This is a genomic window from Streptomyces cupreus, from assembly GCF_014257025.1.
GTDB lineage: Bacteria > Actinomycetota > Actinomycetes > Streptomycetales > Streptomycetaceae > Streptomyces > Streptomyces cupreus.
On record NZ_JACMSF010000091.1, the window covers coordinates 1 to 23348 of the forward strand.

Below are 23348 nucleotides of genomic sequence, written 5' to 3' on the forward strand. Positions count from 1 at the left end.
TGGGCCTAGGTCAGGTGGGCGGCACCCGCCGTCCGGCGGGCAGCTTCCGCCGTACGGCGGCACCCGGCGGCGGGCCGGTGCGCGGAGCATGGGCCGTACCAGACGCCCGGCGTGAGGAGTTGCCATGTCACAGGTCCCGCCCCCGTTCGACCCCGAGCTCGCCGCCGCGCTGGAGCTCATCAAGGACCTCGTGTCGCCGGGCCTCGCCCCGGACGACATCGAGGAGGTGCGCCAAGGGCCGGGGATGCGGCTGCTGTCCGAGCTGGACGTCACCATGGACGGCTTCTTCGAGGCCGAGGAGCGGACGGTGCCGGGGCCCGAGGGCGCGCCGGAGATCTCGCTGCTGATCTGCCGTCCGGCCACGGAGCCGGCCCGGCCGCGGCCCGTGGTCTACCACGTCCACGGCGGCGGACTGGTCCTCGGCACCAACCGGGCCGGTGTGGACGTGCCGCTCGCCTGGGCGCGGGAGCTGGACGCGGTCGTGGTGTCGGTGGAGTACCGGCTGGCGCCGGAGCATCCGTATCCGGCGCAGATCGAGGACGTGTACGCCGGTCTGGTGTGGACGGCGGAGCATGCGCGGGAGCTGGGCGCCGACCCGGAGCGGATCGTCGTCGCCGGATCCAGCGCGGGCGGCGGGCTGTGCGCGGCGCTGGCCCTGCTCACCCGGGACCGCAAGGGCCCGCGGATGCTCGGCCAGCTGCTGATGTGCCCCATGCTGGACGACCGCAACGACACCCCGTCGGCCCACCAGATGGCGGGGCTCGGCATATGGGACCACCAGGCCAACGAGACCGGCTGGACCGCGCTGCTCGGCGCCCGGCGCGGCGGCCCGGACGTCCCCGAGTACGCGGCCCCGGCCCGCGCCACGGACCTGACCGGGCTGCCTCCGGCCTTCCTGGACGTGGGCTCCGCGGAGACCTTCCGGGACGAGGTCGTCACCTACGCGTCGCGGATCTGGCAGGCGGGCGGGGTGGCCGAGCTCCATGTCTGGCCGGGCGGCTTCCACGGCTTCGACGGGTTCGCCCCGCAGGCGGCACTCTCGCACGCGGCCCGGGCGGCGCAGCTGCGGTGGCTGCGGCGGTTGCTGGCCGACTGAGCCTCAACTGTCGCGGGACGCGCGGAAGGTCCGTCGGTAGGTGTCGGGCGGCACGCCGAGCGTGCGGTTGAAGTGGCGGCGCAGGGTCGTGGCGGTGCCCATGCCGGTGGCGGTCGCGATGGTGTCGACGCTGTCGTCGGTCGACTCCAGCAGCTCCTGGGCGCGGCGGATGCGCTGGTTCAGCAGCCACTGCAACGGCGTGGTGCCGGTCGCCGCCCGGAAATGGCGGCCCAGGGTGCGCGAGCTGGTCCGGGCCCGGCGCGCCAGGTCCTCCACGGTCAGCGGCTGGTCGAGGCGTTCCATCACCCAGGGCAGCAGCGCGGCGAGCGGGTGGTCGTCCCGGGCGGGCACCGGGGTGGAGACGAACTGGGCCTGGCCGCCGGCCCGGTGCGGGGGCACGACAAGGCGGCGGGCGACGGCGTTGGCGACGGAGGAGCCGCGGTCCAGGCGGACCAGGTGCAGGCACAGGTCCAGGGCGGCGGCCTTCCCGGCCGAGGTGAGCACGCTGCCGTTGTCGACGTAGAGCACGTCCGGGTCGACCTCGACCCGGGGATGGCGTTCGGCCAGGGCGTCGGTGTGCGCCCAGTGCGTGGTCGCGCGTCTGCCGTCCAGCAGGCCCGCGGCGGCGAGCACGAACGCGCCGGTGCACAGGGAGGCCACCCGGCTGCCCGCCTCGTGCGCCGCCCGTACCGCGTCGACCAGGTCGGCGGGCGGGGCGGCGCCGATGTCCGCCCAGCCCGGGACGATCACGGTGTCGGCGCGCGGGAGATGGTCGAGACCGTGGTCGGGCTCCAGCAGGAAGCGGCCGACCCGCACCGGGCCCGGCCCGCACACGCTCATGTCGTACCAGGGTCCGGGCACCGCGTCGGGGGCGGATCCGAACACCTCCTGGGCCACGGACAGTTCGAAGTGCAGCATCCCGTCGGTGAGGGCGAACGCCACGGTATCCATGTCCGGAATTGTATGGGTGCTGTCGTTCCGGACACTCACGCCGGGGCGATCCTTCGGCCAGGATCGGGGCATCGGAATTGATCGAGCACGGGGAGAGGTCATGGGACCGGGTCAGAAGGTCGCGGTGTTCGGCGCGTACGGGCACACCGGGCGGTTCGTGGTGGCGGAACTGCTGGAGCGGGGGTTCGTGCCGGTGCTGTCCGGACGGGACGCCGAGAAGCTGCGGGCGTCGGCCGCACCGGGTCTGGAGCCGCGTCCGGCGTCCGTGGACGACGCGGCCTCGCTGGACCGTGCGCTGGCCGGCACGGCGGCCGTGATCAACGCCGCGGGGCCGTTCGCGACGACCGCGGCGCCGGTGATCGAGGCCGCCCTGCGCGCCGGGATCCCGTATGTGGACGTGGCGGCCGAGATCGAGGCGAACGACGACACGTTCACGCACTTCACCGACCGCGCCCGGGCCGCGGGCACGCTGGTCGTGCCCGCGATGGCCTTCTACGGCGGACTCGGCGACCTGCTGGTCACAGCCGCGATGGGCGACTGGACGAGCGCCGACGAGGTGCACATCGCGTACGGCCTGAACGGCTGGCACCCCACCGCCGGGACGCGGGTCGCGGGCGAGGTCTCCCGGGAGCGGCGCGGGGGCCGCCGGGTCCGCTTCGCCAAGGGCCGCCTGGAGTACCACGACGACGCGCCGACCGTCGTGGACTGGCCGTTCCCCGAGCCGCTGGGCACACGGCCGGTCGTCGCGGAGTTCACGATGGCCGACGTCGTCACCGTGCCCAGCCATCTGACCGTGCCCGAGGTGCGTACGTACATGACGACCGAGGCGGCCAGGGACATCGCGACCCCGGACACGCCGGCGCCGACGGCGGCCGACGAGCGGGGACGCTCCGACCAGACGTTCCTCGTCGACGTCGTCGTGCGCTCGGCGGGCCGGGAACGCCGTGCGGTGGCGCGGGGCCGGGACATCTACGCGGTCAGCGCGCCCCTCGCGGTGGAGGCGGTGCGCCGGATCCTCACCGGCCGGACGAGGACGGTGGGTGTCGCGTCCGCCGGCGCGGCCTTCGACGCGGCGGACTTCCTCGGTGCGCTGGCGGCGCAGGTGTCGGTCGGCTTTCCCCGTCGGCAGGGGCCTCCTCGAAAGGCGCCCGGCCAGGCACTATGAGCGTATGAAAGAGCTGGCCGGGCGCCTCACCGCGCTGGACCCGGACGCTGGCGCCGCCGTGCGGGTCATCGCCTACTTCGACCGACTGGCCGAGTCACGGGCCGGTGTGGAGGCGCTGGTGCGGGGGGCCGCCGTGCTGGCCGGGGTGCCGGCGCGGCTGGTCGACGCGGAGCGGCGGGTCCGGGTGCGGGTCGAGGCCGACGGTGCCCGCAGCGACACCGAGCTGCCGCCGGACCCGGCCTGGCCGTGGGCGGCGCTGGCGCCGGGCGGCACGGCGGCGCTGTGGCTCGAGCGGTCGGGGGCGGCGCCCAGCGTGGTCGACGCGGTGATCCTGGAGCGGGCCGCCGGTGCCGTACGGCTGGTGCTGGACCGCACCCGGGGCCGGGCGCCGGCCGATGATCCGGCCCTGGTCGAGACGGTCCTCGACGCCACGGCTCCGGAGTCGGCCCGGCTGCACGCGGCGCGCCGTCTGGGCCTGGATCCGGCGGGCCGGGCGCGTGCGCTGGCCGTGCCCGGGGGTCCGCCTCTGATCGTCGCGGCGGAGACGGAGGGCGACCTGCCCGCCGGCCGGGTCGGGGTCGGCCCCGCCGTCCCCGTGCTCGACCTGCCGCGGTCCTGGGCCGACGCCCGTACGGCGCTGCGTTTCACCGCGGAGGGCACCGCCCGGGACCCCGGACCACGCGTGGTGCACGCCGACGGGCTCGGGGACGTCGCCCGGATCGCCGAGCTGGTGGTGCCGGGCGCCGAGCCACCGGACGATGTCCGGGCCCTGGAGCGCGCGGCGGCGTCCACGCCCTGGCTGCTGACCACCCTGCACGCGGTCGCCTCGACGACGAGCCTGCGGGCGGCGGCGGCCGAGATCAACGTCCACCACTCCACGCTCCAGGACCGCCTCACCCACGCCGAGCATCTGCTGGGCTGGCCGGTGCGCACACCGCAGGGCCGGTTCAGACTCCAACTGGCCCTGGCGATGCGCCACTTGGCACGGAGCTGAGGGCGGCCCAGCCTAGGACCGGAACTCGTGCACGACCTCGATCGTGCCGACGATGTGGGCGTTGAACTCCTCCAGCTCCTCGGCCGGCACCCACAGCTCCAGGATCGTCTCGCCGCCCGCCTGCTGGACCGGGTAGCGGCTGAGGAAGTCGGACTCGACCTCGAAGCGGGTCACGAAGCCGGCGCCGCTGTGCTTGACGTTCCAGTCGCGGGCGATCTTCACCGCGTACTCCTCGTTGAGCACCGGGTAGAAGATCGGCTGCTCCGGCAGCCGGGGCGGCCAGGCCCGCCACTCCAGCTCGCGGACCAGGGCCAGCTCCTCGGGGCCGGTGGGGCGCCAGAGGGTCGTCGTCGCGGGCGGGCGGCTGGTCATCGCGGTTCGCATTCTGTACGGGTCACCGGTCGTCGGATCCGGCCGGTCGGGGATCTTGACGCTAGCGGGAGAGCGCGGGGCGGCGCCATCGAGTAAGGACAGACGCTTGCAGACGGTCGATACTTGCGCACGACGAAAATTTCACTGATGGCATATCCTGGGTGACAGTCACACCGGACGGAGGAGACGGCCCCATGACCGCCACAGACCCCGCACTCACCGCCCTCGCCCAGGGCTGGTGCGCGCTCTCCCTGTTGCACGGGCGGATCGAGGCCCACATCGAGCGCGCCCTCCAGTCCGGGCACGATCTGAGCGTGCGGGAGTACTCGCTGCTCGACGTCCTCAGCCGGCAGCACTCCGGTGAGGGCGGCCACCTCCAGATGAAGCAGGTCGCCGACGCCGTCGTCCTCAGCCAGAGCGCCACCACCCGTCTGGTGACCCGCCTGGAGGACCGCGGCCTGCTCTCCCGCTACCTCTGCCCCACCGACCGCCGCGGCATCTACACCGATGTCACGGAGTCAGGCTTGAAGCTCCTCGAAGAGGCCCGCCCCACCAACGAGTCCGCCCTGCGCGAGGCCCTCGACGAGGCGGCCCGGAACCCCGAACTCGCCCCGCTGGTCCGGGCCGTGGAGACGCTCCGGGTTCCCGTCTGAATCAGCCCACCAGGGCCGACCTCGCCGCCGCCAGCGCCTGTTCCGCGTAGCCGCGTCCGAACAGGACCGCGTGGACCAGGAGCGGGAAGAGCTGGTGCAGAGCGATTCGGGCGGGCCAGCCGTCCGTGAGCGGTGCCGTCCGCTGGTAGCCCTCCAGGAGTCGGTCCAGGTGGGGGAAGCCGAAGAGGTGGAGCATCGCGAGGTCGGTCTCGCGGTGGCCGCCGTGTGCGGCCGGGTCGATCAGCCAGGCGTGGCCGTCGGCGGCCCACAGGACGTTGCCGTTCCACAGGTCGCCGTGCAGGCGGGCCGGTGGTTCGGCGGGGCCCGCCAGTTCGGGCAGGCGGGCGCAGACCCGCTCGAAGTCCGCGGCCTCGGTGGCGCCGAGCGTGCCGACGTCGACCGCCCGGCGCACGTAGGGCAGCACCCGGTGCTCGGCGTACCAGCGCGGCCAGTCCGTGCCGTCGATGTTCCGCATGGGGGCCAGTCCGATGTACGCGTCCCTCAGGCCGTCGGGCGGTGGCGCCCCGAACGCCGGGGCGCCCGTGGCGTGCAGCGCGGCCAGCTCGCGGCCCAGGCGCTCCGCCGCCTCGGGGCTCGGGCGGCCCGCCGGGACGCGGTCCGTCACCAGCCAGTCCTCGTCGTGTCCGTGCACGGCCGGCACACGGACGGTGCCGGCGTCCCCCAGCCAGCGCAGTCCCGCCGCCTCGGCACGGGTCGCACCGGGGCCGCCGTCGCCGCGCTTCACCATCACCACCCGCCCACCGTCGAGGGTGACTTCGGCCAGCGTGCCGGACAGCCGCCGCACGCCGAGCACGGAGCGGCCGGTGAAGCGGGCCGCCGCAGCCGCCGCTCCCTCCTCTGTTGCCCTCATGACTGCAGCGTAGGGCTCCCGCCCGACCACGTGGCCCGACGTGCCCCAGAGGAAACTCCCGCACCAGGCGCCCGTCGCGTCCTCCACACATCTGCCTGCGCGCCGATGCCGGCGGCGCGCGCGTTCGGGTGCTTAAAGGGGCGTGGGGGAACGACCGGCGTGACGAATTCGGCTCCACCCGGCGTACGTCAACTCCTGGAGATGATGGGCGCGTTCTATCTGCCACCGCTGCCCATGCGCATCCCGGCGCGCATACCTCCACCCCGACCGCTGGGCCCCCGACATGTCACCTGTCCGGCGCCTTCGTCCCCGACCCCCACCAGGGCATGGGAAACACGTTCGCCCAGATCGAGATGACCACGGCCATCGCCATGATCTGCACGCAGTGCAATGGACACGTTCGGCGACGACGCACGCACCGTCGCCGAACGCCGCTGGTCTACGGCAGTTTCACGAACGGCGACAGGAACGCGCGGGCGCCCGGGGTGTCCAGGCGGTACGTCACGTTCGTGGCGTAGCAGGGGCTGTCCCCGGTGATCGTGGTGGCCGCCAGGACCGTCTTCCCGCCGAGCACCGCGAAGTTGGGGCCGCCCGAATCGCCGTAGCAGGCACCGCCGTTGCCCTGGGGCGCGGTCATGGCGAGGCGGACCCAGGACTTGTTGAGGGCGTCGAAGGTGACGGGCGCCTTCATTCGGACGCCGCCGCCCGGGTGGGTGTGGCCACCCGGTCCGCGGACGGCCTCCTGGGTGCCGTAACCGGCGACGAGCCAGTCGGCGGAGTTCAGGTCCTGCGTGCCGAGTTGGTTCGCGGTGGGCAGGGTGGCGGGCGTGAAGCTCCAGCGGGCCGCCATCTTGGCCGCGGGCAGCTCGATCACGGAGATGTCGTGGGTGTCGGACGCGGGGCCCGGGTAGTCGGGGTGGCTGTGGGCGGTGCCCTCGACGGCGACGGCGTTCGCCTGCGCGGCCGGGTTCCCCGGGTACTTCGTGGCGGCCGCGTCGAGCCCGGACTGCACGTCCTGGTCCAGGGAGACGTAGAAGCGCACGTTGTCCGGCCAGTCCGTGGTGCAGTGCGCGGCCGTCAGGAAGGTGTTCGCGTCGATCATGGTTCCGGAGCAGACCCAGTCGACCCGGTCGGGGGTGGTGGGGTCGTCGTCGTTGTCCCATGTCGCGACGAGCGCGCCGACCTCGGTGCGTTCGGGTGCGGGCGTCGCGTTGTAGGAGTTGATGGCCGAGGACGGCAGTGCGGTGGTGAGCACGGCCGCACAGGCCGCCGCGGTGACGGCGGTGGCACGGATCGCTGACAAAAGAACTACCCCTTCTGCAAGGTGGGCTCAGGTGTTCTCCTGTGGGAGGTGCGCCAAGTGAAGCGCCTGGGTGAGGTGGTGGCAAGGGATACGCGGTCATCGAGGGACAGCACCCATCTACCTTTGATCTTGCGCAGTGCTCCGCCCTTCTGGGCGGAGGTGAGGCGCGTCTCAGGACTGCTCTGAGACCTCGACTGTGGGCACGGATCCGCGCTGTCGACCCACCGCGCGCACGACGGCCGTCACACGGGGCGCTGCTGGTTCTCGATGTACTGGCGAACGACGCTCAGCGGCGCCCCGCCACAGCTTCCGGCGAAGTAGGAGCCGGACCAGAAACGGCCGCCCCACAGGTAGCGGCGGACGTGAGTGTCGTACTCCTTGCGCAGGTAGCGGGAGGACACGCCCTTGAGGCAGTTGACCAGCTTGGAGAGCTGGACTTTGGGCGGGTAGTGCACGAGCAGGCGGACGTGGTCCTCTTCGCCGTTGAACTGCTTCAGTTCAGCCTCGAAGTCCTCGCAGACCTCTCGCATGATCTCTTCGCAGCGTGTCAGCATCTCACCTGTCATGGCCCCGCGCCGGTACTTGGTGACTAAAACCAAGTGGACGTGAAGGTGGCAGACGACGTGACGGCCGGTGCGCACATCGGGATTTGGATTCCAGCGCGGTGACATAGACCGAATGCTACGGTGATCGCGTGACAACGGAACGTGCACGGGTGAAGCGGCAGTTCGGGCACCGCGCCCGGCTGGCACTGACCCCTGCGCAGATCCGGCTCATCGATGCCCAGGCACACGCTGCCCGCACGGCGTGGAACCTCCTGCACGACTGGTGGACGATGCTGCCGAAGGACAGGCGCACGCTTGCCGCGGCGGACGCCGCGATCCGCCAGGCCCGCAAGGAGATCGACTGGCTCGCCGTCCTTCCCGCCCAGGCCGCCCAGGCGGTGTTGAAGACCTACTTTCAGGCGTGGAAGAACTGCTGGGACGGCCGGTCCGACGCACCGAACTTCAAGGCCCGTTTCCGCACGGTGATGTCCGTGGACGTCCCGCAGGGGCGTGACCTGCAGATCAAGCGCGTGCACCGCCGCTGGGGCATGGTCAACCTCCCCAAGATCGGCCGCGTCCGCTTCCGCTGGACCAAAGACCTCCCCATCGGCAAGGCCTCCGACAACGACAACCGGATCACCGGAGCCCGGCTGATCAAGGACGCGCTCGGCTGGCACATCGCCTTCCGCATCCAGACCCTCGACGCCGTGCCCGAGCCGCATACCGGTCCCGAGGTCGGCATCGATGCCGGAGTCACCATCCCGCTCGCCCTGTCCGACGCACACCACCAGGACCACGGTCGCCCCGCCCGCCTCCCGGACGGCACAGCCGACCGGGACAAGTGGCTGAACCCCGACGAGAAGGCCAAGCTGCTCCGACTGGAGCAGCGGGCAGCGCACCGCAAGAGCTTCCGCAAACCGGGCCAGAAATCCTCCAGCCGGCTGAAGCGGACCTACCACCAGATCGCACGCCTGCGCGCGACAGCCAAGCGCAGGGCGAGTGACTGGCAGCACCAGACCACCACCCACCTCGCCCGCACCTACAGCGTGATCGTGGTGGAAAAACTGGACATCCCGAACATGATCAAGAGCGCCAGAGGCACCATCGAGAACCCGGGGAAGAACGTCGCCCAGAAGTCCGGCCTGAACCGCTCCATCAGCCAGGAAGCGTGGGGACGCACCGTGACGATGCTGACGTACAAGACCGCCCGCCACGGCGGCACCCTGCACAAGGTTCCCGCCCCCGGCACCTCCCGGCGCTGCTCGATGTGCGGCTGCACCACGCCGGGCAGCCGGGAGTCCCAGGCCGTGTTCGTGTGCAAGAACGAAGGCTGCGGCTGGTCCGGCAACGCCGACCACAACGCCGCACGGAACGTCTTGCACCTGTACCGGATGGGCCACGCGCTCGTCCCGGCTGCCGGAAGGGCAGTCGTCAGGCGCCCCCGGGGCGTCAAGCCCGCCACCGCAAGGTAGGAGGGAATCTCCCGGCTTCACCGGGAGAGCACTTCAAGAACCGCAGCACTCCCCCCTCGTGTCGAGGCGGCAGAAGCAGGACGATTCGATCGGTACGTCCGCCAACGCGGCGGCGATGCGGAGCTGTTGGGCGATAATGCGTGCCTCGCCGTCCTTGCCCCGGCGCATCAGGCATTCGTGGAGTCCGTGCAGTGACCAGACATTGCCGGGGTGTTGGCAGGCCCTGGGCAGGGTGCCGTCCAGCCCGAGGTCGGCCCGGTAGACCGCCTCGGCCTCGGCGATCCGGCCCTGTTCCAGGAGGAGGGCTCCGTAGGCGTGCCGGGTGGGCTGCATCCACCCCCAGGGTTCGTCGTAGGGGAGGTTGTCGTCGAGGTCGATCGAGCGTTCCAGTGCGGCGAAGGCGGACTCGAACCGGCCTTTGCGGTAGTCCAGTTCGCCCTCCAGCATCGCCTCGGCGATGGCGAGGATGTCGGCACAGGTGTTGTTGAACAGCATGCGGGTCTCGGGGACCTTGGCCGCGGCCTCCTGGAACAGGCGCTGTTCCGTCTCGGCCTCGGGGAGGCGGCCGGTGGCGGAGAGGGCGACCCCGCGGGCGTAGTGCAGCATCGCGGTCGTCATGCAGTACAGCTCGGGGTCGGCGGGCAGCGGCAACTCCAGGATCTCGGACCACTTCCCGAAGCGGATCAGGACGTGCACCCGCATGGCGAGGAAGGCCTCCAGCCAGTCGGCCATGGGCGGGCTCTGCACCCGCAGCAGATCCTCCGGTACGGCCGCCTCCAGTTGGTCGGCGGTCTCCAGCGCGATCTGCGACTGGCCGAGGAACATCGCTCCGTAGATCCTGAAGTGGTAGTTGTGCGCGCGGTACAGGGTGTAGAAGTTCATCGCCCCGGAGCGCTTGCGGACCTTCTCGTCGGCGAGGATCGCGGTGGTGTTGTCGGAGACGACCCGGCGGTAGTCGCCGCAGAGCACCTCCAGGTGCGAGGGCATGTGGTGAAGGTGTCCGGCGTCGGGCACGAGTCCGCGCAGCCGGTCGGCGGCCGTCAGGGCCACTTCGGGGGTGGGGGACATCTCCATCAGGTGGATGTACATGTGCAGCACGCCCGGGTGCAGCCGACCGCCGGGTGACTCCACGACCCGCTCCAGGACCTCCCTGGCCTCGACGGTGCGGGCACCTTCAGCGGGCTGTCCGGTGCGCAGGTCCCACAGTTGCCACGGCGTGAGGTTCATGAGCGCGTCCGCGTACAGGGTGGCGATGTCCGGGTCGTCCGGGGCGAGTTCATGGGTGGCGCGCATGGCGTCGGCGTAGGGCGCGTTCCACACCGAGCAGTCCTCGACGGCCTTCGCCTGTGGGTAACGGGCGCGCAGGGCGCTGATCAGGGCCTGTTCGACGGGGGTGCAGTCGGCCGCCTTGGCGTGGGCCAACTCGACGGCGTGGTGGGTGCGTTCGACGGTCCGCATCAGGTCCCGCTCGTCGAAGAACTCCCAGGGCTTGTTGTAGTTCGGTCCGAGGGCGTAGGCGATGCCCCAGTAGGCCATGGCGCAGTCGGGATCGGCCTCGGCGGCTTTCTGGAAGCACTCAACGGCCTCCTCGTGGTGGAAGGCGTACGTCCAGGTCAGCCCGCGGTCGAACCAGAGCTGGGCCTCGGGCGATGCGGTGGTGACGGCCCGGCCGTGCGGGCCGATGTCGTAGTACTCCACGTGTCTCTCCTGACGGTGCCGCCGAATCGGAGACGCAATTCTTCCCGAGGGCATCTGGTCTGCCCCGGCTCTCACCAGTTTGTCTCACTCGTACGAGGGGCTGGGCGCCCGTGCGGGAACTCGCGCGAGGAGGGCGGCCGCGACCAGGGCGCTCAGAGCGACGAGCGTGGTGCCCCGCATGCCGATGGCGTCGATCAGCGGCCCGGCGAGGGCGGTACCGAGGGCGCCGACGGCGAAGTACAGCACCAGGTAGGCGCCGCTGAGGCTGCCGGAGTCGGCGGGGTCGATGCCGATGACGAGGCTCTGGTTGGCGGCTTGGGCGACGAAGCAGCCCGCGTCGAACACGGCGAGCCCGACGGCGATGGCCGGGATGGAGTCCGGCGCGAGGGCGATGAGCAGGGTGCCGCCCGCCGCGACCGTCACGGCCGCGGTCATCACGGTGTGGGGTGTACGGCGGTCGACGATCCGACCGGTGAACGGCAGTACGGCGAATCCGAGCAGCCCGGCCAGGCCGAAGAGGCCGATGGCGGTGGGGTCCAGGGAGTGCGGCGGCCGGGCCAGGGAGAGCGCGAGGCCGACCCACAGCAGGGTGAAGGCGAAATACCACAAGCCTCCGGTGGCGACCGCGCGCCGCAGCCGTGCCTCGCGCAGCGGGAGCCGGGGCAGGGTGGCCAGCGCGGTTCGGTAGGAGTCGCGGGCGCGGGGGCGCTCGCCGGGCAGCAGCGTCGCGGCCGTACCGGCGCCGAGCAGAGCCAGGGCGGCGCAGACCAGGAGCATCGCGCGCCAGCCGAGCAGGTCGGTGAGGGTGCCGCCGACGAGTCGGCTGAGCAGGATCCCGGCGGACAGGCCGGTCGCCACGAGCGCGACGGCGGCTCCGCGGCGGCCTGGTGCGGCGAGGCGTCCGGCGATGACGCTCGACTGGGCCGCGACCGAGGCGGCGGCGCCGATGATCAGGTGGGCGGCGATCAGCACGGCCGCGTCGGAGGCGGTGGCGGCCAGCACGAGGCCGGCGGTGAGGGCGGTGAAGTGGGCGGCGACCAGGCGGTTGGGGGCGATGCGGTCGGCGAGGGGCAGCAGCAGGGCGAAGCCGGTCATCGAGCCGGCGAGGGCGGCGGAGGGGACGAGGCTGATCGCGGAGAGCGGGACGTCCAGGTCGGCAGCGACGACGGTGAGGGCGGGCTGGAGGGTGTAGTTGTCGGCTATCGCCGTACCGGCCATGACGGCGAGCAGGGCGGTGGTGCCGCGGCGTGCGGTCCGGGTCACGGCTGGGAGGTCCGGCTGAGGACCACGGCGTAACGGCATTCGGTGGCACCGGAGTTGACGAAGACGCGCGGAGCGGGATCGCCGAGTTCGATGATGTCCCCGGGCCCGAGCTCGTGCACGCTGTCACCGTCATGGAAGGTGAGCCGCCCCTCCAGCACCCAGACAAGCTGGTGAAGGAAGGCGAAAGCGGCGGCGGGGTACGGAACACGCGCCCCGGGCGGCAGATGGATCTCGGCGATCTCGGCGGGGAAGCGGGGAGAGGTGATCTGGCGCCGCCGGTACCCGGTCTCGGGATCGGTCCACTCGACGTCATCGGCCCGCCGCCGTACTCCCTGGGGTTGCTCGACGGTGACCTCGTCGGCCACGGCGAGCAGGGAGGCCACGCTGAGCTGAAAGGCGGCGGACAGCTTGCCCAGGACGACGGCCGTGGGGTTGCTCTCACCGCGCTCGATGCGGTTGATCATCGCGCGGGAGACCCCGGAGGCGTCGGCGAGCTGGGCGAGCGTCCACCGGCGCCGCTCCCGCTCCGCACGAATGCGGGTGGCGATCCTCGCGACGAGAGGATCTATCATATTGGACATGATTCCAATATACGAGAAGCGAGGGGGCGTGACGGTCCGCGCGGCACGGCCGGAAGACACCGAGGCCGTGGTCGCGATCCGCAACCATGCCGTCGAGCACTCGACGGCCCTGTGGACCCAGGTGCCGCACTCCCCCGCCGAGGGACAGGCGTGGTTCGCCGACCATCTCGACCGCGGCTCGGCGCTGGTGGCGGAGGTGGACGGCGAGATCGCCGGTTACGCGGCCTACGCCCCCTGGCGGGCCCTGGAGGGCTACCGCCACACGGTGGAGGACTCGGTCTACGTCCGCGAGGAGCACCACGGCCTGGGCATCGGCGGCTCCCTACTCACCGCGCTCATCGAGACGGCCCGCGCCACGGGCCAGCACAGCATGATCGCCGGAATCGAGTCGGGGAACACCGCATCGGTACGGCTGCACGAGCGCCGGGGCTTCGAGCACGTCGGCACGGTCCGGGAGGCCGGGACGAAGTTCGGCCGCTGGTTCGACCTGACGCTGATGCAGCTACGGCTCCGCTAGGCCCGTTGTCAGTGGCAGCCCGTAGTCTTCGGCGCAGTACTTGGCAATGGGGGATGAATGGCGACGCTCGACGACATCAAGGCACTGCTGGGTGAGCCCCGGTTCAACTGGTCCGACCCGGAACCCTGGGACCAGCTGGAAGCGGAACTCGGAGTCTCCTTCCCTTCCGACTTCCGGGCCATCACCGACGCCTACGGTCCCGTCCTGATCAACAAGCAGGTGTACCTGGACCACCCAGGCCATCCGGTCAGGAACCTGCGAGACGGCATCAAGGAGCAGCTCGAGTTCTACCACGAAGAGGGTTCGGCGGAGTCCCTGACCAGCGCGCCAGGATCTCGCCCCGGCGAGCTGCTGCCGGTCGCGACCACCTCGACCGGAGAGGACATCTTCCTCCGCATACCCGACGGGCCTGCAGAGCCGTGGGCGGTAGGGGTACAGGAGTGGGACAGCTTCGGCTTCGTGCTGCACGAGATGACGTTCGGCGACTGGCTGCTGGCGTATCTCAAGGGCGAGGACATGACCGTGCACTCTCACCACCTCGCCCCCGACAAGCCGTTCTTCGAGCCGCTGACCTGACCCGCGTGTTGATCTAGCCGATGGCGTCGGTGCCGTAGTCGCCGCTCCCCCGTGGAATCACTCAGTTGCTGACCAGAGTCGGTCAGGACGCGACCGAACTCAGCTTGATCATGCGACCTTTCGCGCCTCAGCTGTCGGTCACGAGCAGCCGGTATCCGACGTCGATGGATTCGAGCGTCAGCAGCTCGGCATATCGGGAATGCCATCGACCGGTCGCCAGATCGGAGGCGAGCCGGGTCAGTCCGGGCGCGAGCGCGTCATCGCCGGTCTGGGCCAGCATGGAGATCCCCGCACGTACGCAGGGGTCGAGGTAGGCGTGGGGACGGCGCCAGAACGCGGCGCCGAATCCGTCGGCGCAGTCGTGGGGGATGCGGACGGGTTCCTGACGTCCCCCGCCGAGCAGATCGAGCAGCCGGTCGATCGGGACGGCACGGGTGTCGTCGAACGCCGCCGCCTCCGGGAGGTAGTCGCGCACGAGCCAGAACCGCTCGCGGAAGACGGCCTGGTCCCAGGTCAGGATCACCACCCGCCGACGGGCGACCCTGCGCAGTTCAGCGATCCCGGCCGCCAGGTCGGCCCAATGGTGGACGGTCAGCAGCGCCATGACGGCATCGGCCGAGTCGTCACGCAGCGGGAGGTGTTCGGCGACACCCTGCACGGCAGGCGCCGCACCCGGCGGACGCTGGGAGATCATGACCTGGCTGGGTTCCACCGCGAGAACGGTCCGCGCCGGCTCGTAGGAACCGGACCCCGCACCGACGTTGACGACTCCTGTGGCGTCCCCGAGCGCGGCATGGATCCGCGCGGCGATCCGCGGATCCGCCTGCCGCGTCCGGGCATACGTCGCACCGAGCGCGTCATAGACGGCCATGACAGGCTCCTCTCAGTCCTCCGCCGGAAGTCCCTTTGCCCAAGCGGCCTCCGCCTGGCGCTTGGCGGCGGCGAAGGTGAACACCCCCGTCAACGCGCCGCCGCTGATCGCGGCCCCCGCCGCGATCAGCGCCGTCACCACCGCCTCGGTCACGTCAGCCGCCCAGTGCCCCAAGCACCACCGACCTGGCCTCCTCCTGCACCTGCCGCAGATGGTCCGCCCCGAGGAAGGACTCGCCGTAGATCTTGTAGACGTCCTCCGTGCCCGAAGGGCGCGCCGCGAACCAGGCGTTGGCCGTGCATACCTTGATGCCGCCGAGGGCCGCGCCGTTCCCCGGCGCTTCGGTCAGCACCGACGTCACCGGGTCTCCGGCGAGGGTGTCGGCGATGACCTGGCTCGGGGACAGCTTCGCCAGCAGTGCCTTCTCCTCTCGGGACGCCGGGGCGTCCACACGTGCGTAGGCCGGGGCGCCGAAACGGTCCGTGAGCTCGGCATAGTGCTGGGACGGCGTCCTGCCGGTCACCGCCGTGATCTCGGAGGCGAGCAGCGCCAGGATGATGCCGTCCTTGTCGGTGGTCCACACCGAGCCGTCCCGGCGCAGGAAGGACGCGCCCGCCGACTCCTCGCCGCCGAAGCCGAGCGTGCCGTCGGACAGGCCGTCCACGAACCACTTGAAGCCGACCGGGACTTCGACGAGCCGCCTGCCCACGTCCGCCGCCACCCGGTCGATCATGCTCGACGAGACCAGGGTCTTGCCGATTCCGGCTCCCGCGGGCCACTCCTCCCGGTGGGAGAAGAGGTACGAAATCGCCACCGCCAGATAGTGGTTGGGGTTCATCAGGCCGCCGTCCGGTGTGACGATGCCGTGCCGGTCGGCGTCGGCGTCGTTGCCGGTGGCGATGTCGTAGCGGTCGCGCTGCTCGATGAGTGAGGCCATGGCGTACGGCGAGGAGCAGTCCATGCGGATCTTCCCGTCCCAGTCCAGCGTCATGAAGCGCCAGGTGGGGTCGGTGAGCGGGTTGACCACCGTCAGGTCCAGGCCGTGCTCTTCGGCGATACGACCCCAGTACGCCACCGAGGCGCCGCCCAGCGGGTCCGCGCCGATGCGCACTCCGGCGGACCGGATCGACGCCAGGTCCAAGACCTGCGGCAGGTCGGCGACGTACGTGCCGAGGAAGTCGTAGCGGCCGGTGCCGGGCGCGGTCAGGGCGCGGGCGTACGGGATGCGCCGTACGTCCTTCATGCCGCCCGTGATGATCTCGTTGGCGCGGTCCTGGATCCACGAGGTCGCCTCGGAGCCGGCCGGGCCGCCGCTCGGCGGGTTGTACTTGAAGCCTCCGTCGGCGGGCGGGTTGTGCGAGGGGGTGACCACCACGCCGTCGGCCAGGGCGGAGGCGCCCGAGCGGTTGTGGGTGAGGATGGCGTGCGAGACCGCCGGGGTGGGCGTGTAGCCGTCGGTCTCGTCGATGAGCACCGTCACGTCGTTGGCCGCGAACACCTCCAGCGCCGTGATCCTGGCGGGCTCCGACAGGGCGTGGGTGTCCGCGCCGAGGAAGAGGGGGCCGTCGGTGCCCTGGGCGCTGCGGTACTCGCAGATGGCCTGGCTGGTGGCCGCGATGTGGTCCTCGTTGAACGCCGCCGCGAGGGACGAGCCGCGGTGGCCCGAGGTGCCGAACGCCACCCGCTGGCCCGGCTCGGCCGGGTCGGGGTGCAGCGCGTAGTACGCCGTGACCAGGCGGGCCACATCGATGAGGTCCTCGGGCCCGGCGACCTGTCCCGCTCGCTCGTGCTGCATCTGCCCGCTCCTCCGCAAGGTTCGACCGTCGGTTACGGCCCTCATTCTCCCCTGCTAGGCGGGCGGGAACGCGCACCGGGCAGCCGCCGTTGTGGCCCGGGTCCGCCGGGTGCGACGATGCGGGCCGACGAGCGAAGGGATACGCGACGTGACGCACGAGGACCAACGCCCGCCCGCGGCCGCGCTGTTCGACGCGCTGGGCGCCGACTACGAGAAGGCGTTCGGCCACGCCCCCGCGCATCTGGCCGCGCTGGAGTGGCTCATCGAGCGCCTCCCGCCCGGCGCCCGGACGCTGGATGTGGGCAGCGGCACCGGGCGGCCCACCGCGGCCGTACTCACGGCGGCGGGCCACTCCGTGCTGGGCGTCGACGTCTCCCCCGTCATGGTCGAACTCGCCGCACGTCAGGTCCCCGAGGCCGAGTTCCGGCGCGCCGACATCCGTGAACTCCCCCTCGAAGCCGACTCGTTCGACGGGGTGTGCGTGTTCTTCTCGCTGCTCCAGATGACCCGGGCGGAGCAGTCCGCGCTTTTGCGGCGGCTTGCCCTGGCGCTGAAGCCCGGTGGGCATCTGGTGCTGGCGACCGTGCCCGCGGACGTGGAGGACGTCGAGGTGGTCTTCATGGGCCGCCCGGTGCGCGCGACGAGCTTCGCCGAGGAGGATTTCGTCGGCATGGTGGAGGCGGCGGGGCTGATGGTGCTGTCCCGGAACAGCACCGTCTTCACCCCGGACCACCCCGGAGCGGGGCCCGAGCCCCACCTCTTCCTGCGCTGCCGCCGCGAAGCGGCCTAGGCGATCTCGACCAGCAGGTCACCGCCCTCGACCTGCTGGATGCGGCCCACGGCGAGCCGGGAGACCGTGCCGTCCTTGGCGGCGGTGATCGAGGCCTCCATCTTCATGGCCTCGATGGTCGCCACCGTCGCCCCGGCCGCCACCTGGTCGCCCTCGGCGACCGCGAGGGTCACCACGCCCGCGAACGGCGCCGCGACATGGCCGGGGTTGGAGCGGTCGGCCTTCTCGGTGGCCGGGACGTCCGAGGCCACCGCCCGGTCGCGGACCTGGATGGGCCGCAACTGGCCGTTCAGGGAGGACATCACCGTACGCATACCGCGTTCGTCGGCGTCACCGACGGCCTGGAGCTCGATCAGCAGCCGCACCCCGGGTTCGAGGTCGATGGCGTACTCCTTGGCCTGGCGCAGCCCGTAGAAGAAGTCCTTGCTGTCCAGGACGCTGGTGTCGCCGTAGGACTGGCGGTGGGTCTCGAACTCGCGTGTCGGGCCGGGGAACAGGAGCCGGTTGAGGGTGGCGCGACGGTCCTTGACCAGTCCGGCGCGGTCGTCGGCGGTCAGGTCCGCGGGCGGCTTGGCCTCGGCGCGGCCGCGCAGCGCCTTGCTGCGGAACGGCTCGGGCCAGCCGCCGGGCGGGGTGCCCAGCTCGCCGCGGAGGAAGCCGATGACGGAGTCGGGGATGTCGAAGCGGTCGGGCTCCGCCTCGAAGTCGGCCGGGGAGACGCCCGCGCCCACCAGGTGCAGGGCCAGGTCGCCGACCACCTTCGACGACGGTGTGACCTTCACCAGCCGGCCCAGCATCCGGTCGGCGGCCGCGTACATGGACTCGATGTCCTCGAAGCGGTCGCCGAGGCCGAGCGCGATGGCCTGGGTGCGCAGGTTGGAGAGCTGGCCGCCGGGGATCTCGTGGTGGTAGACCCGGCCGGTCGGCGCGGGCAGGCCCGCCTCGAAGGGGGCGTAGACCTTGCGGACGGCCTCCCAGTACGGCTCCAGGTCGCCGACGGCCTGGATGTCGAGGCCGGTCGGGCGGGCGGAGTGGTCGGTCGCGGCCACGATCGCCGACAGCGGCGGCTGCGAGGTGCTGCCCGCCATCGACGCCACCGCCCCGTCCACGGCGTCCGCGCCGGCCTGGATGGCGGCCAGGTAGGTGGCGAGCTGTCCGCCGGCGGTGTCGTGGGTGTGCAGATGCACCGGCAGGTCGAACTCCCGGCGCAGCGCCGATACGAGGGTGGCGGCGGCCGGGGCCCGCAGCAGCCCCGCCATGTCCTTGACGGCCAGCACATGGGCGCCCGCATCGACGATCTTCTCGGCGAGGCGCAGGTAGTAGTCGAGGGTGTAGAGCCGCTCGGAGGGGTCGGACAGGTCGGCGGTGTAGCACAGGGCTACCTCGGCGACCGCGGTCCCGGTCTGGCGTACGGCGTCGATGGCGGGGCGCATCTGGTCGACGTCGTTGAGGGCGTCGAAGATGCGGAAGATGTCGATGCCGGTGGCGGCGGCCTCCTGCACGAAGGCGTCGGTGACCTCGGTCGGGTACGGGGTGTAGCCCACGGTGTTGCGGCCGCGCAGCAGCATCTGGAGGCAGATGTTCGGCACGGCCTCGCGCAGGGCGGCCAGGCGTTCCCAGGGGTCCTCGGCGAGGAAGCGCAGGGCGACGTCGTAGGTGGCGCCGCCCCAGCACTCCAGGGAGAGCAGTTCGGGCAGGGTGCGGGCGACCACGGGGGCGACGGCGAGCATGTCCTTGGTGCGGACCCGGGTGGCGAGCAGCGACTGGTGGGCGTCGCGGAACGTGGTGTCGGTGACGCCGAGGGTGGGTGCCTCGCGCAGACTGCGGGCGAAGCCCTCGGGGCCCAGCTCGACCAGCCGCTGCCGCGAGCCCGCGGGCGGCTGGCCCTCCGGCACGGGCGGCAGCTTGGCCATCGGGTCGGCCAGGTCGGGCCGTTCGCCGTGCGGCCGGTTCACGGTGACGTCGGCGAGGTAGGTCAGCAGCTTGGTGCCGCGGTCGGCGGAGTGGCGGGCGGTGAGCAGATGCGGGCGCTGCTCGATGAACGAGGTGGTGACCCGTCCCGCCTGGAAGTCCGGGTCGTCCAGCACCGCCTGGAGGAACGGGATGTTGGTGGCCACCCCGCGGATGCGGAACTCGGCCACGGCACGCCGGGCGCGGCCCACCGCGGCGGCGAAGTCCCGGCCCCGGCAGGTCAGTTTGACCAGCATGGAGTCGAAGTGGGCGCTGATCTCGGTGCCGGCGTGGGTGGTGCCGCCGTCGAGCCGGATGCCGGAGCCGCCGGGTGAGCGGTAGGCGCTGATCCGGCCGGTGTCGGGGCGGAAGCCGTTGGCGGGGTCCTCGGTGGTGATACGGCACTGCAGGGCCGCGCCGCGCAGGGTGATGGTCTCCTGGGCGAGCCCGAGGTCGGCGAGGCTCTCCCCGGCGGCGATGCGCAGCTGGGACTGCACCAGGTCGACGTCGGTGACCTCCTCGGTGACCGTGTGCTCGACCTGGATGCGCGGGTTCATCTCGATGAAGACGTGGTTGCCTTCGCGGTCGAGGAGGAACTCCACGGTGCCCGCGTTGCGGTAGCCGATCTGCCGGGCGAACCGGACGGCGTCGGCGCAGATCCGGTCGCGCAGATCCGGGTCGAGGTTGGGGGCGGGCGCGAGCTCGATCACCTTCTGGTGGCGGCGCTGCACCGAGCAGTCCCGCTCGAAGAGGTGGATGACATTGCCCTGCCCGTCGGCGAGGATCTGCACCTCGATGTGGCGGGGTTCGACGACGGCCTTCTCCAGGAAGACCGTGGGGTCACCGAACGCGGACGCCGCCTCGCGGGAGGCCGCCTCGATGGACTCCCTGAGCTGGGCGGGCTCCTCGACGCGGCGCATCCCGCGTCCGCCGCCGCCCGCGACGGCCTTGACGAACACCGGGAAGCCGATGTCCTCGGCGGCGCGGACGAGTTCGTCGACGTCGGTGGAGGGCGCGGAGGAGCCGAGCACCGGCACGCCGGCCTCACGGGCGGCGGCCACCGCGCGGGCCTTGTTGCCGGTCAGCTCCAGGATGTCGGCGCCCGGTCCGACGAACGTGATGCCCGCCGCCTCGCACGCCCGGGCCAATTCGGGGTTCTCGGAGAGGAATCCATAGCCGGGATAGACGGCGTCGGCACCCGCGCGCCGGGCCGCCGCGACGATCTCGTCGACGGAGAGATAGGCACGCACCGGATGTCCCGGTTCGCCGATCTCGTAGGCCTCGTCGGCCTTGAGGCGGTGCAGCGAGTTGCGGTCCTCGTGCGGGAAGACGGCGACGGTCCGCGCGCCCAACTCGTAGCCCGCCCGGAATGCCCGAATCGCGATCTCGCCACGGTTGGCGACCAGCACCTTGCGGAACATACGTGATCCCTTCGCCCGGCGGTGAGGTGCACCATGGTGTCGGCCACATCTCACATACGCCATGTGAACCTGGCCACGGACCGCCTTAACACACCGCGCATCACCCTGGCGGCCCGGCCTCGGGTACGCCTCAGGCGGTCTCGGGAATGCGATGGGTTCGCCGAAGTGCGTCCGGCGTCGCTCCGGCCGGAAGCATGCCGCGCCCGTGGTGGCCAGCGGCCGCAGCACCGAGCCGGGCTCCGGTTCCGGCCGTCCCCGGGGTCGGGTGAGCAGGACGACCGGCCGCTCGTCAGTCAGTGGCGTGCACCGGGCCAGGATGGGAGGCCTCTCGTGCGGTCTGTTCCGCCGTGCCTGCGATGAACGGAGCGAGCTGCTCGGCCATCGGCGCGCACCGCAGGTAGTTCTTGGCGTGATGGAAACCGAATGCCGCGTGCACCGGCGTGGTGAGGTCGAGGTCCACCCCGTGGAACGCTCGGTCCAGGCCCGGCGGGATGGCGACCGGATCACCGGGATCGGCGATGTTCACCCAGCGCCGTACGCCCGGTGGGCGTTGCCCGTACGATCTGGCCGCCCCCGCGACCGGGCGCGGATCGAGTCGGTGGAACACGGCGTGCGGGAGCGCGAGGGGCGAACCCAGGGTGAGGAACAGGTCAACCTGGAGTTCGGGGTGGGCGTGCAGGGCTTCGTAGGCCACGACGGTTCCCAGGGAGTGGGCGATGACTACCTGGGGGCGCTGCCGGGCGATGCGATCGGCGACCTCTTCCCGCGCGGAGAGGCGGACGGGGTCGTCGTCGTGGCGCAGGTACGTGGCTACTTCGGAGAAGAAGAGCCGCACGAACAGCTCGGTCAGGCGACCGTCCAGGCTGAACTTCTCGGCCACCCAGGAGGCGGAGGCGCGCAGCGGCCGGGTCAGCTTGCCCTGGGCGATGGGCGCCGGAGCTCCCAGTTCAGTCAGCCACTGCGCCATGAGCTCCCGGGCCAAGGGATCGCTCAGCGAGTCCGCGGCGTTCTGTCCCTGGGTCACGGGGGCGGGATTGAGGAGGTGGGCGTAGTAGGCGAAGTCCACGCTCAGGCGGTCGGGTTCGACGCCCAGGCCATCGGTGAGATGGCGGGTCCAGTGCTGGGCATGGTCCGCGCGTATCGCCTTGGGGGTGAGGCGGCGGTTGTGGTAGCCGACACCGTGGACGGCGACCACCCGTGCGACGTCGGCGCGAGCGACAGGGGCAGCGGTCAACAGACTCTCCTTGGGGTGACGGCCATGTCGAGCGTGATCACGTCGTTGCCCATGCCGAGCACCACGGCTCCGTCGGGCGCGATCATGACGCATGACGGGGTATCAGGCAGGACCAGCACGGACAGACATGTCCCCGTGGTGAGATCCCACACCCGCAGCGTGCGGTCCCCACCCACCGACACCGCGACCAGGCCCACCGAAGTCCGTCCGCAGGCCACCGCGCTGACCGTGCCGTCGTGTGCGGTGACGTTGCTGGTGCATGCGCCGCTGACCAGGTCCCAGACCCGCAGGCTGTGGTCGGCACCGCCGGTGACGGCCACGGGCCGCCCCTCGACGACCGCGGTCGCCACGGCACCCACTCCCTCTGTATGGCCGTGCAGGGTGCGCGCGCAGCGGCCGTCGGTCAGGTCCCACATCCGTACGGTGTGATCCTCGCTTCCGGTGACGGCGATGGGACGCCCCTCCACCTCCGCGGTGGCGATCGCACCGACCCAGTCGAGGTGGCCGGTGAGCGGCCGTCCGAGGGCGGTGCCCTCGGCCAGGTCCCACAGCCGGACGGTGCCTTCGGTGTCCCCGGTCACGGCGACCGGCCGGCCGCGCACAACCGTGGTGTCCAGCGCCACCGCCTCCGGGGCTTCGGACCAGGACGCCTCACTGCGTCGCGCGGTCAGATCCCAGACGCGCACGCTCTGTTCCATGCTGCTGATGACGGCGAGACACCGGCCTTCGACGGACGCGGTCGCCACACCGGTCACCGAGTCGGAGTGCGTGGGCAGCGGCTCGCCCAGGGGCCTGCCGGTGACCAGGTCCCAGACGCGCAGTGTCCGGTCGACGCCGGCGCTGACCACCGCGGGCGTGCGGTTCACCATGCCCGCGGCCATGCCCCAGACCGGGGCGGTATGACCGTCGCCGCGGCCGAGCTGCGTTCCGGCGATCAGATCCCACAGCCGGACCGTCCGGTCCTCGCTCCGGGTCGCGGCCACGGGCCGTCCGTCCAGCATCGTCGTCGCGACGGCCCGGACCCGGTCGGTGTGGCCCGACAGCACTGCCGTTTCCACGCTCGATGTCAGGTCCCAGATTCTGACGGTGGCGTCATCGCTCGTCGTGACAGCCACCGGCGCACCATGGACATGTGCGATGGCCACCGCGCTGACGGGTGCCTTATGGCCGGTGAGGGTGGCCTGCTGACGACCGGTGATCAGATCCCAGACCCTGACCGTGGTGTCATCG

22 protein-coding genes are annotated in these 23348 nt (G+C 71.7%); 8 read left to right on the forward strand and 14 right to left on the reverse strand.

What is annotated here, in order from left to right:
• Positions 1 to 124: 124 nt before the first annotated feature.
• On the forward strand, positions 125 to 1096 hold the full coding sequence (locus tag H4N64_RS40965) for an alpha/beta hydrolase (protein WP_186287714.1): 972 nt from the start codon (positions 125 to 127) through the stop codon (positions 1094 to 1096).
• Positions 1097 to 1099: 3 nt separating this feature from the next.
• Here the strand turns inward: H4N64_RS40965 and H4N64_RS40970 are convergent, their stop codons facing one another.
• The gene (locus tag H4N64_RS40970; RefSeq protein ID WP_186287715.1) at positions 1100 to 2047 is read right to left on the reverse strand and encodes a helix-turn-helix domain-containing protein; all 948 of its coding nucleotides are present in this window, start codon (positions 2045 to 2047) and stop codon (positions 1100 to 1102) included.
• A gap of 100 nt (positions 2048 to 2147) precedes the next feature.
• Here H4N64_RS40970 and H4N64_RS40975 point away from each other — a divergent pair, with 100 nt between their 5' ends.
• Entirely contained in the window at positions 2148 to 3212 is a 1065-nt protein-coding gene (locus tag H4N64_RS40975; protein ID WP_186287716.1) for a saccharopine dehydrogenase family protein, read from the forward strand.
• 4 nt (positions 3213 to 3216) lie between these two features.
• The gene (locus H4N64_RS40980; protein ID WP_186287717.1) at positions 3217 to 4206 is read left to right on the forward strand and encodes a helix-turn-helix domain-containing protein; all 990 of its coding nucleotides are present in this window, start codon (positions 3217 to 3219) and stop codon (positions 4204 to 4206) included.
• A 12-nt stretch (positions 4207 to 4218) separates the two neighbouring features.
• Here the strand turns inward: H4N64_RS40980 and H4N64_RS40985 are convergent, their stop codons facing one another.
• Entirely contained in the window at positions 4219 to 4578 is a 360-nt protein-coding gene (locus tag H4N64_RS40985) for a hypothetical protein (protein ID WP_186287718.1), read from the reverse strand.
• A 194-nt stretch (positions 4579 to 4772) separates the two neighbouring features.
• Between H4N64_RS40985 and H4N64_RS40990 the strand changes: the two genes are divergently transcribed.
• On the forward strand, positions 4773 to 5231 hold the full coding sequence (locus tag H4N64_RS40990) for a MarR family winged helix-turn-helix transcriptional regulator (protein ID WP_186287719.1): 459 nt from the start codon (positions 4773 to 4775) through the stop codon (positions 5229 to 5231).
• Position 5232: 1 nt separating this feature from the next.
• On the opposite strand, the gene H4N64_RS40995 is transcribed toward H4N64_RS40990, so the two are convergent.
• The 3 genes from H4N64_RS40995 to tnpA form a co-directional block, all read right to left on the reverse strand.
• Positions 5233 to 6102, reverse strand: a complete 870-nt coding sequence (locus tag H4N64_RS40995; RefSeq protein ID WP_186287720.1) for a fructosamine kinase family protein — start codon at positions 6100 to 6102, stop codon at positions 5233 to 5235.
• Between the two features lie 439 nt (positions 6103 to 6541).
• Complete coding sequence (locus H4N64_RS41000; RefSeq protein WP_186287721.1) at positions 6542 to 7405, reverse strand: trypsin-like serine protease; 864 nt, start codon at positions 7403 to 7405, stop codon at positions 6542 to 6544.
• Between the two features lie 242 nt (positions 7406 to 7647).
• Complete coding sequence (tnpA, locus tag H4N64_RS41005; RefSeq protein WP_186287722.1) at positions 7648 to 8076, reverse strand: IS200/IS605 family transposase; 429 nt, start codon at positions 8074 to 8076, stop codon at positions 7648 to 7650.
• Positions 8077 to 8099: 23 nt separating this feature from the next.
• Here tnpA and H4N64_RS41010 point away from each other — a divergent pair, with 23 nt between their 5' ends.
• Positions 8100 to 9422 carry an RNA-guided endonuclease InsQ/TnpB family protein gene (locus tag H4N64_RS41010; RefSeq protein WP_336246949.1) on the forward strand — a complete coding sequence of 441 codons (1323 nt, stop codon included), beginning with the start codon at positions 8100 to 8102 and terminating at the stop codon, positions 9420 to 9422.
• Positions 9423 to 9455: 33 nt separating this feature from the next.
• Here the strand turns inward: H4N64_RS41010 and H4N64_RS41015 are convergent, their stop codons facing one another.
• The 3 genes from H4N64_RS41015 to H4N64_RS41025 are packed head-to-tail and all read right to left on the reverse strand — an operon-like array spanning position 9456 to position 12955.
• The gene (locus H4N64_RS41015) at positions 9456 to 11174 is read right to left on the reverse strand and encodes a tetratricopeptide repeat protein (protein WP_186287723.1); all 1719 of its coding nucleotides are present in this window, start codon (positions 11172 to 11174) and stop codon (positions 9456 to 9458) included.
• A 30-nt stretch (positions 11175 to 11204) separates the two neighbouring features.
• Positions 11205 to 12383 (reverse strand): MFS transporter, encoded by a 1179-nt coding sequence (locus tag H4N64_RS41020; RefSeq protein ID WP_186287724.1) that lies wholly within the window; start codon positions 12381 to 12383, stop codon positions 11205 to 11207.
• Complete coding sequence (locus H4N64_RS41025) at positions 12380 to 12955, reverse strand: helix-turn-helix domain-containing protein (protein ID WP_186287732.1); 576 nt, start codon at positions 12953 to 12955, stop codon at positions 12380 to 12382. The genes H4N64_RS41020 and H4N64_RS41025 overlap by 4 nt, the downstream gene beginning before the upstream one ends.
• 7 nt (positions 12956 to 12962) lie before the next feature.
• Here H4N64_RS41025 and H4N64_RS41030 point away from each other — a divergent pair, with 7 nt between their 5' ends.
• Positions 12963 to 13481: a GNAT family N-acetyltransferase gene (locus H4N64_RS41030; RefSeq protein WP_222109999.1), complete on the forward strand. Its 519-nt coding sequence runs from the start codon at positions 12963 to 12965 to the stop codon at positions 13479 to 13481.
• A gap of 57 nt (positions 13482 to 13538) precedes the next feature.
• On the forward strand, positions 13539 to 14057 hold the full coding sequence (locus H4N64_RS41035; protein ID WP_186287725.1) for an SMI1/KNR4 family protein: 519 nt from the start codon (positions 13539 to 13541) through the stop codon (positions 14055 to 14057).
• A gap of 127 nt (positions 14058 to 14184) precedes the next feature.
• Here the strand turns inward: H4N64_RS41035 and H4N64_RS41040 are convergent, their stop codons facing one another.
• Genes H4N64_RS41040 through pgm form a run of 3 tightly spaced genes read right to left on the reverse strand, consistent with a single transcriptional unit; the run spans position 14185 to position 16723 of the window.
• On the reverse strand, positions 14185 to 14928 hold the full coding sequence (locus H4N64_RS41040; RefSeq protein WP_186287726.1) for a methyltransferase domain-containing protein: 744 nt from the start codon (positions 14926 to 14928) through the stop codon (positions 14185 to 14187).
• A 12-nt stretch (positions 14929 to 14940) separates the two neighbouring features.
• A complete protein-coding gene (locus tag H4N64_RS41045; RefSeq protein WP_186287734.1) occupies positions 14941 to 15081 on the reverse strand; it encodes a hypothetical protein in 141 nt (46 codons plus the stop codon).
• Between the two features lies 1 nt (position 15082).
• Positions 15083 to 16723, reverse strand: a complete 1641-nt coding sequence (pgm, locus tag H4N64_RS41050; RefSeq protein ID WP_186287727.1) for a phosphoglucomutase (alpha-D-glucose-1,6-bisphosphate-dependent) — start codon at positions 16721 to 16723, stop codon at positions 15083 to 15085.
• A gap of 148 nt (positions 16724 to 16871) precedes the next feature.
• Here pgm and H4N64_RS41055 point away from each other — a divergent pair, with 148 nt between their 5' ends.
• Positions 16872 to 17513: a methyltransferase domain-containing protein gene (locus H4N64_RS41055; protein WP_186287728.1), complete on the forward strand. Its 642-nt coding sequence runs from the start codon at positions 16872 to 16874 to the stop codon at positions 17511 to 17513.
• On the opposite strand, the gene H4N64_RS41060 is transcribed toward H4N64_RS41055, so the two are convergent.
• From H4N64_RS41060 to H4N64_RS41070, 3 genes are all read right to left on the reverse strand, one after another.
• Positions 17510 to 20884, reverse strand: a complete 3375-nt coding sequence (locus H4N64_RS41060) for a pyruvate carboxylase (protein ID WP_186287729.1) — start codon at positions 20882 to 20884, stop codon at positions 17510 to 17512. The two genes, H4N64_RS41055 and H4N64_RS41060, sit on opposite strands and share 4 nt — an antisense overlap.
• Before the next feature lie 289 nt (positions 20885 to 21173).
• A complete protein-coding gene (locus H4N64_RS41065; protein ID WP_186287730.1) occupies positions 21174 to 22118 on the reverse strand; it encodes a hypothetical protein in 945 nt (314 codons plus the stop codon).
• A partial coding sequence (locus H4N64_RS41070) for a WD40 repeat domain-containing protein (RefSeq protein WP_222110000.1) occupies positions 22115 to 23348 on the reverse strand: 1234 nt, incomplete at its 5' end. The genes H4N64_RS41065 and H4N64_RS41070, both read right to left, overlap by 4 nt.

Coding starts and splice junctions, on each gene's coding strand:
- H4N64_RS40965 (WP_186287714.1), top strand. CDS start 125: ATGTCACAGGTCCCGCCCCCGTTCGACCCCGAGCTCGCCGCCGCGCTG.
- H4N64_RS40970 (WP_186287715.1), bottom strand. CDS start 2,047: ATGGATACCGTGGCGTTCGCCCTCACCGACGGGATGCTGCACTTCGAA.
- H4N64_RS40975 (WP_186287716.1), top strand. CDS start 2,148: ATGGGACCGGGTCAGAAGGTCGCGGTGTTCGGCGCGTACGGGCACACC.
- H4N64_RS40980 (WP_186287717.1), top strand. CDS start 3,217: ATGAAAGAGCTGGCCGGGCGCCTCACCGCGCTGGACCCGGACGCTGGC.
- H4N64_RS40985 (WP_186287718.1), bottom strand. CDS start 4,578: ATGACCAGCCGCCCGCCCGCGACGACGACCCTCTGGCGCCCCACCGGC.
- H4N64_RS40990 (WP_186287719.1), top strand. CDS start 4,773: ATGACCGCCACAGACCCCGCACTCACCGCCCTCGCCCAGGGCTGGTGC.
- H4N64_RS40995 (WP_186287720.1), bottom strand. CDS start 6,102: ATGAGGGCAACAGAGGAGGGAGCGGCGGCTGCGGCGGCCCGCTTCACC.
- tnpA (WP_186287722.1), bottom strand. CDS start 8,076: ATGTCACCGCGCTGGAATCCAAATCCCGATGTGCGCACCGGCCGTCAC.
- H4N64_RS41015 (WP_186287723.1), bottom strand. CDS start 11,174: ATGCCCTCGGGAAGAATTGCGTCTCCGATTCGGCGGCACCGTCAGGAG.
- H4N64_RS41025 (WP_186287732.1), bottom strand. CDS start 12,955: ATGATAGATCCTCTCGTCGCGAGGATCGCCACCCGCATTCGTGCGGAG.
- H4N64_RS41030 (WP_222109999.1), top strand. CDS start 12,963: ATGATTCCAATATACGAGAAGCGAGGGGGCGTGACGGTCCGCGCGGCA.
- H4N64_RS41035 (WP_186287725.1), top strand. CDS start 13,539: ATGGCGACGCTCGACGACATCAAGGCACTGCTGGGTGAGCCCCGGTTC.
- H4N64_RS41040 (WP_186287726.1), bottom strand. CDS start 14,928: ATGGCCGTCTATGACGCGCTCGGTGCGACGTATGCCCGGACGCGGCAG.
- pgm (WP_186287727.1), bottom strand. CDS start 16,723: ATGCAGCACGAGCGAGCGGGACAGGTCGCCGGGCCCGAGGACCTCATC.
- H4N64_RS41060 (WP_186287729.1), bottom strand. CDS start 20,884: ATGTTCCGCAAGGTGCTGGTCGCCAACCGTGGCGAGATCGCGATTCGG.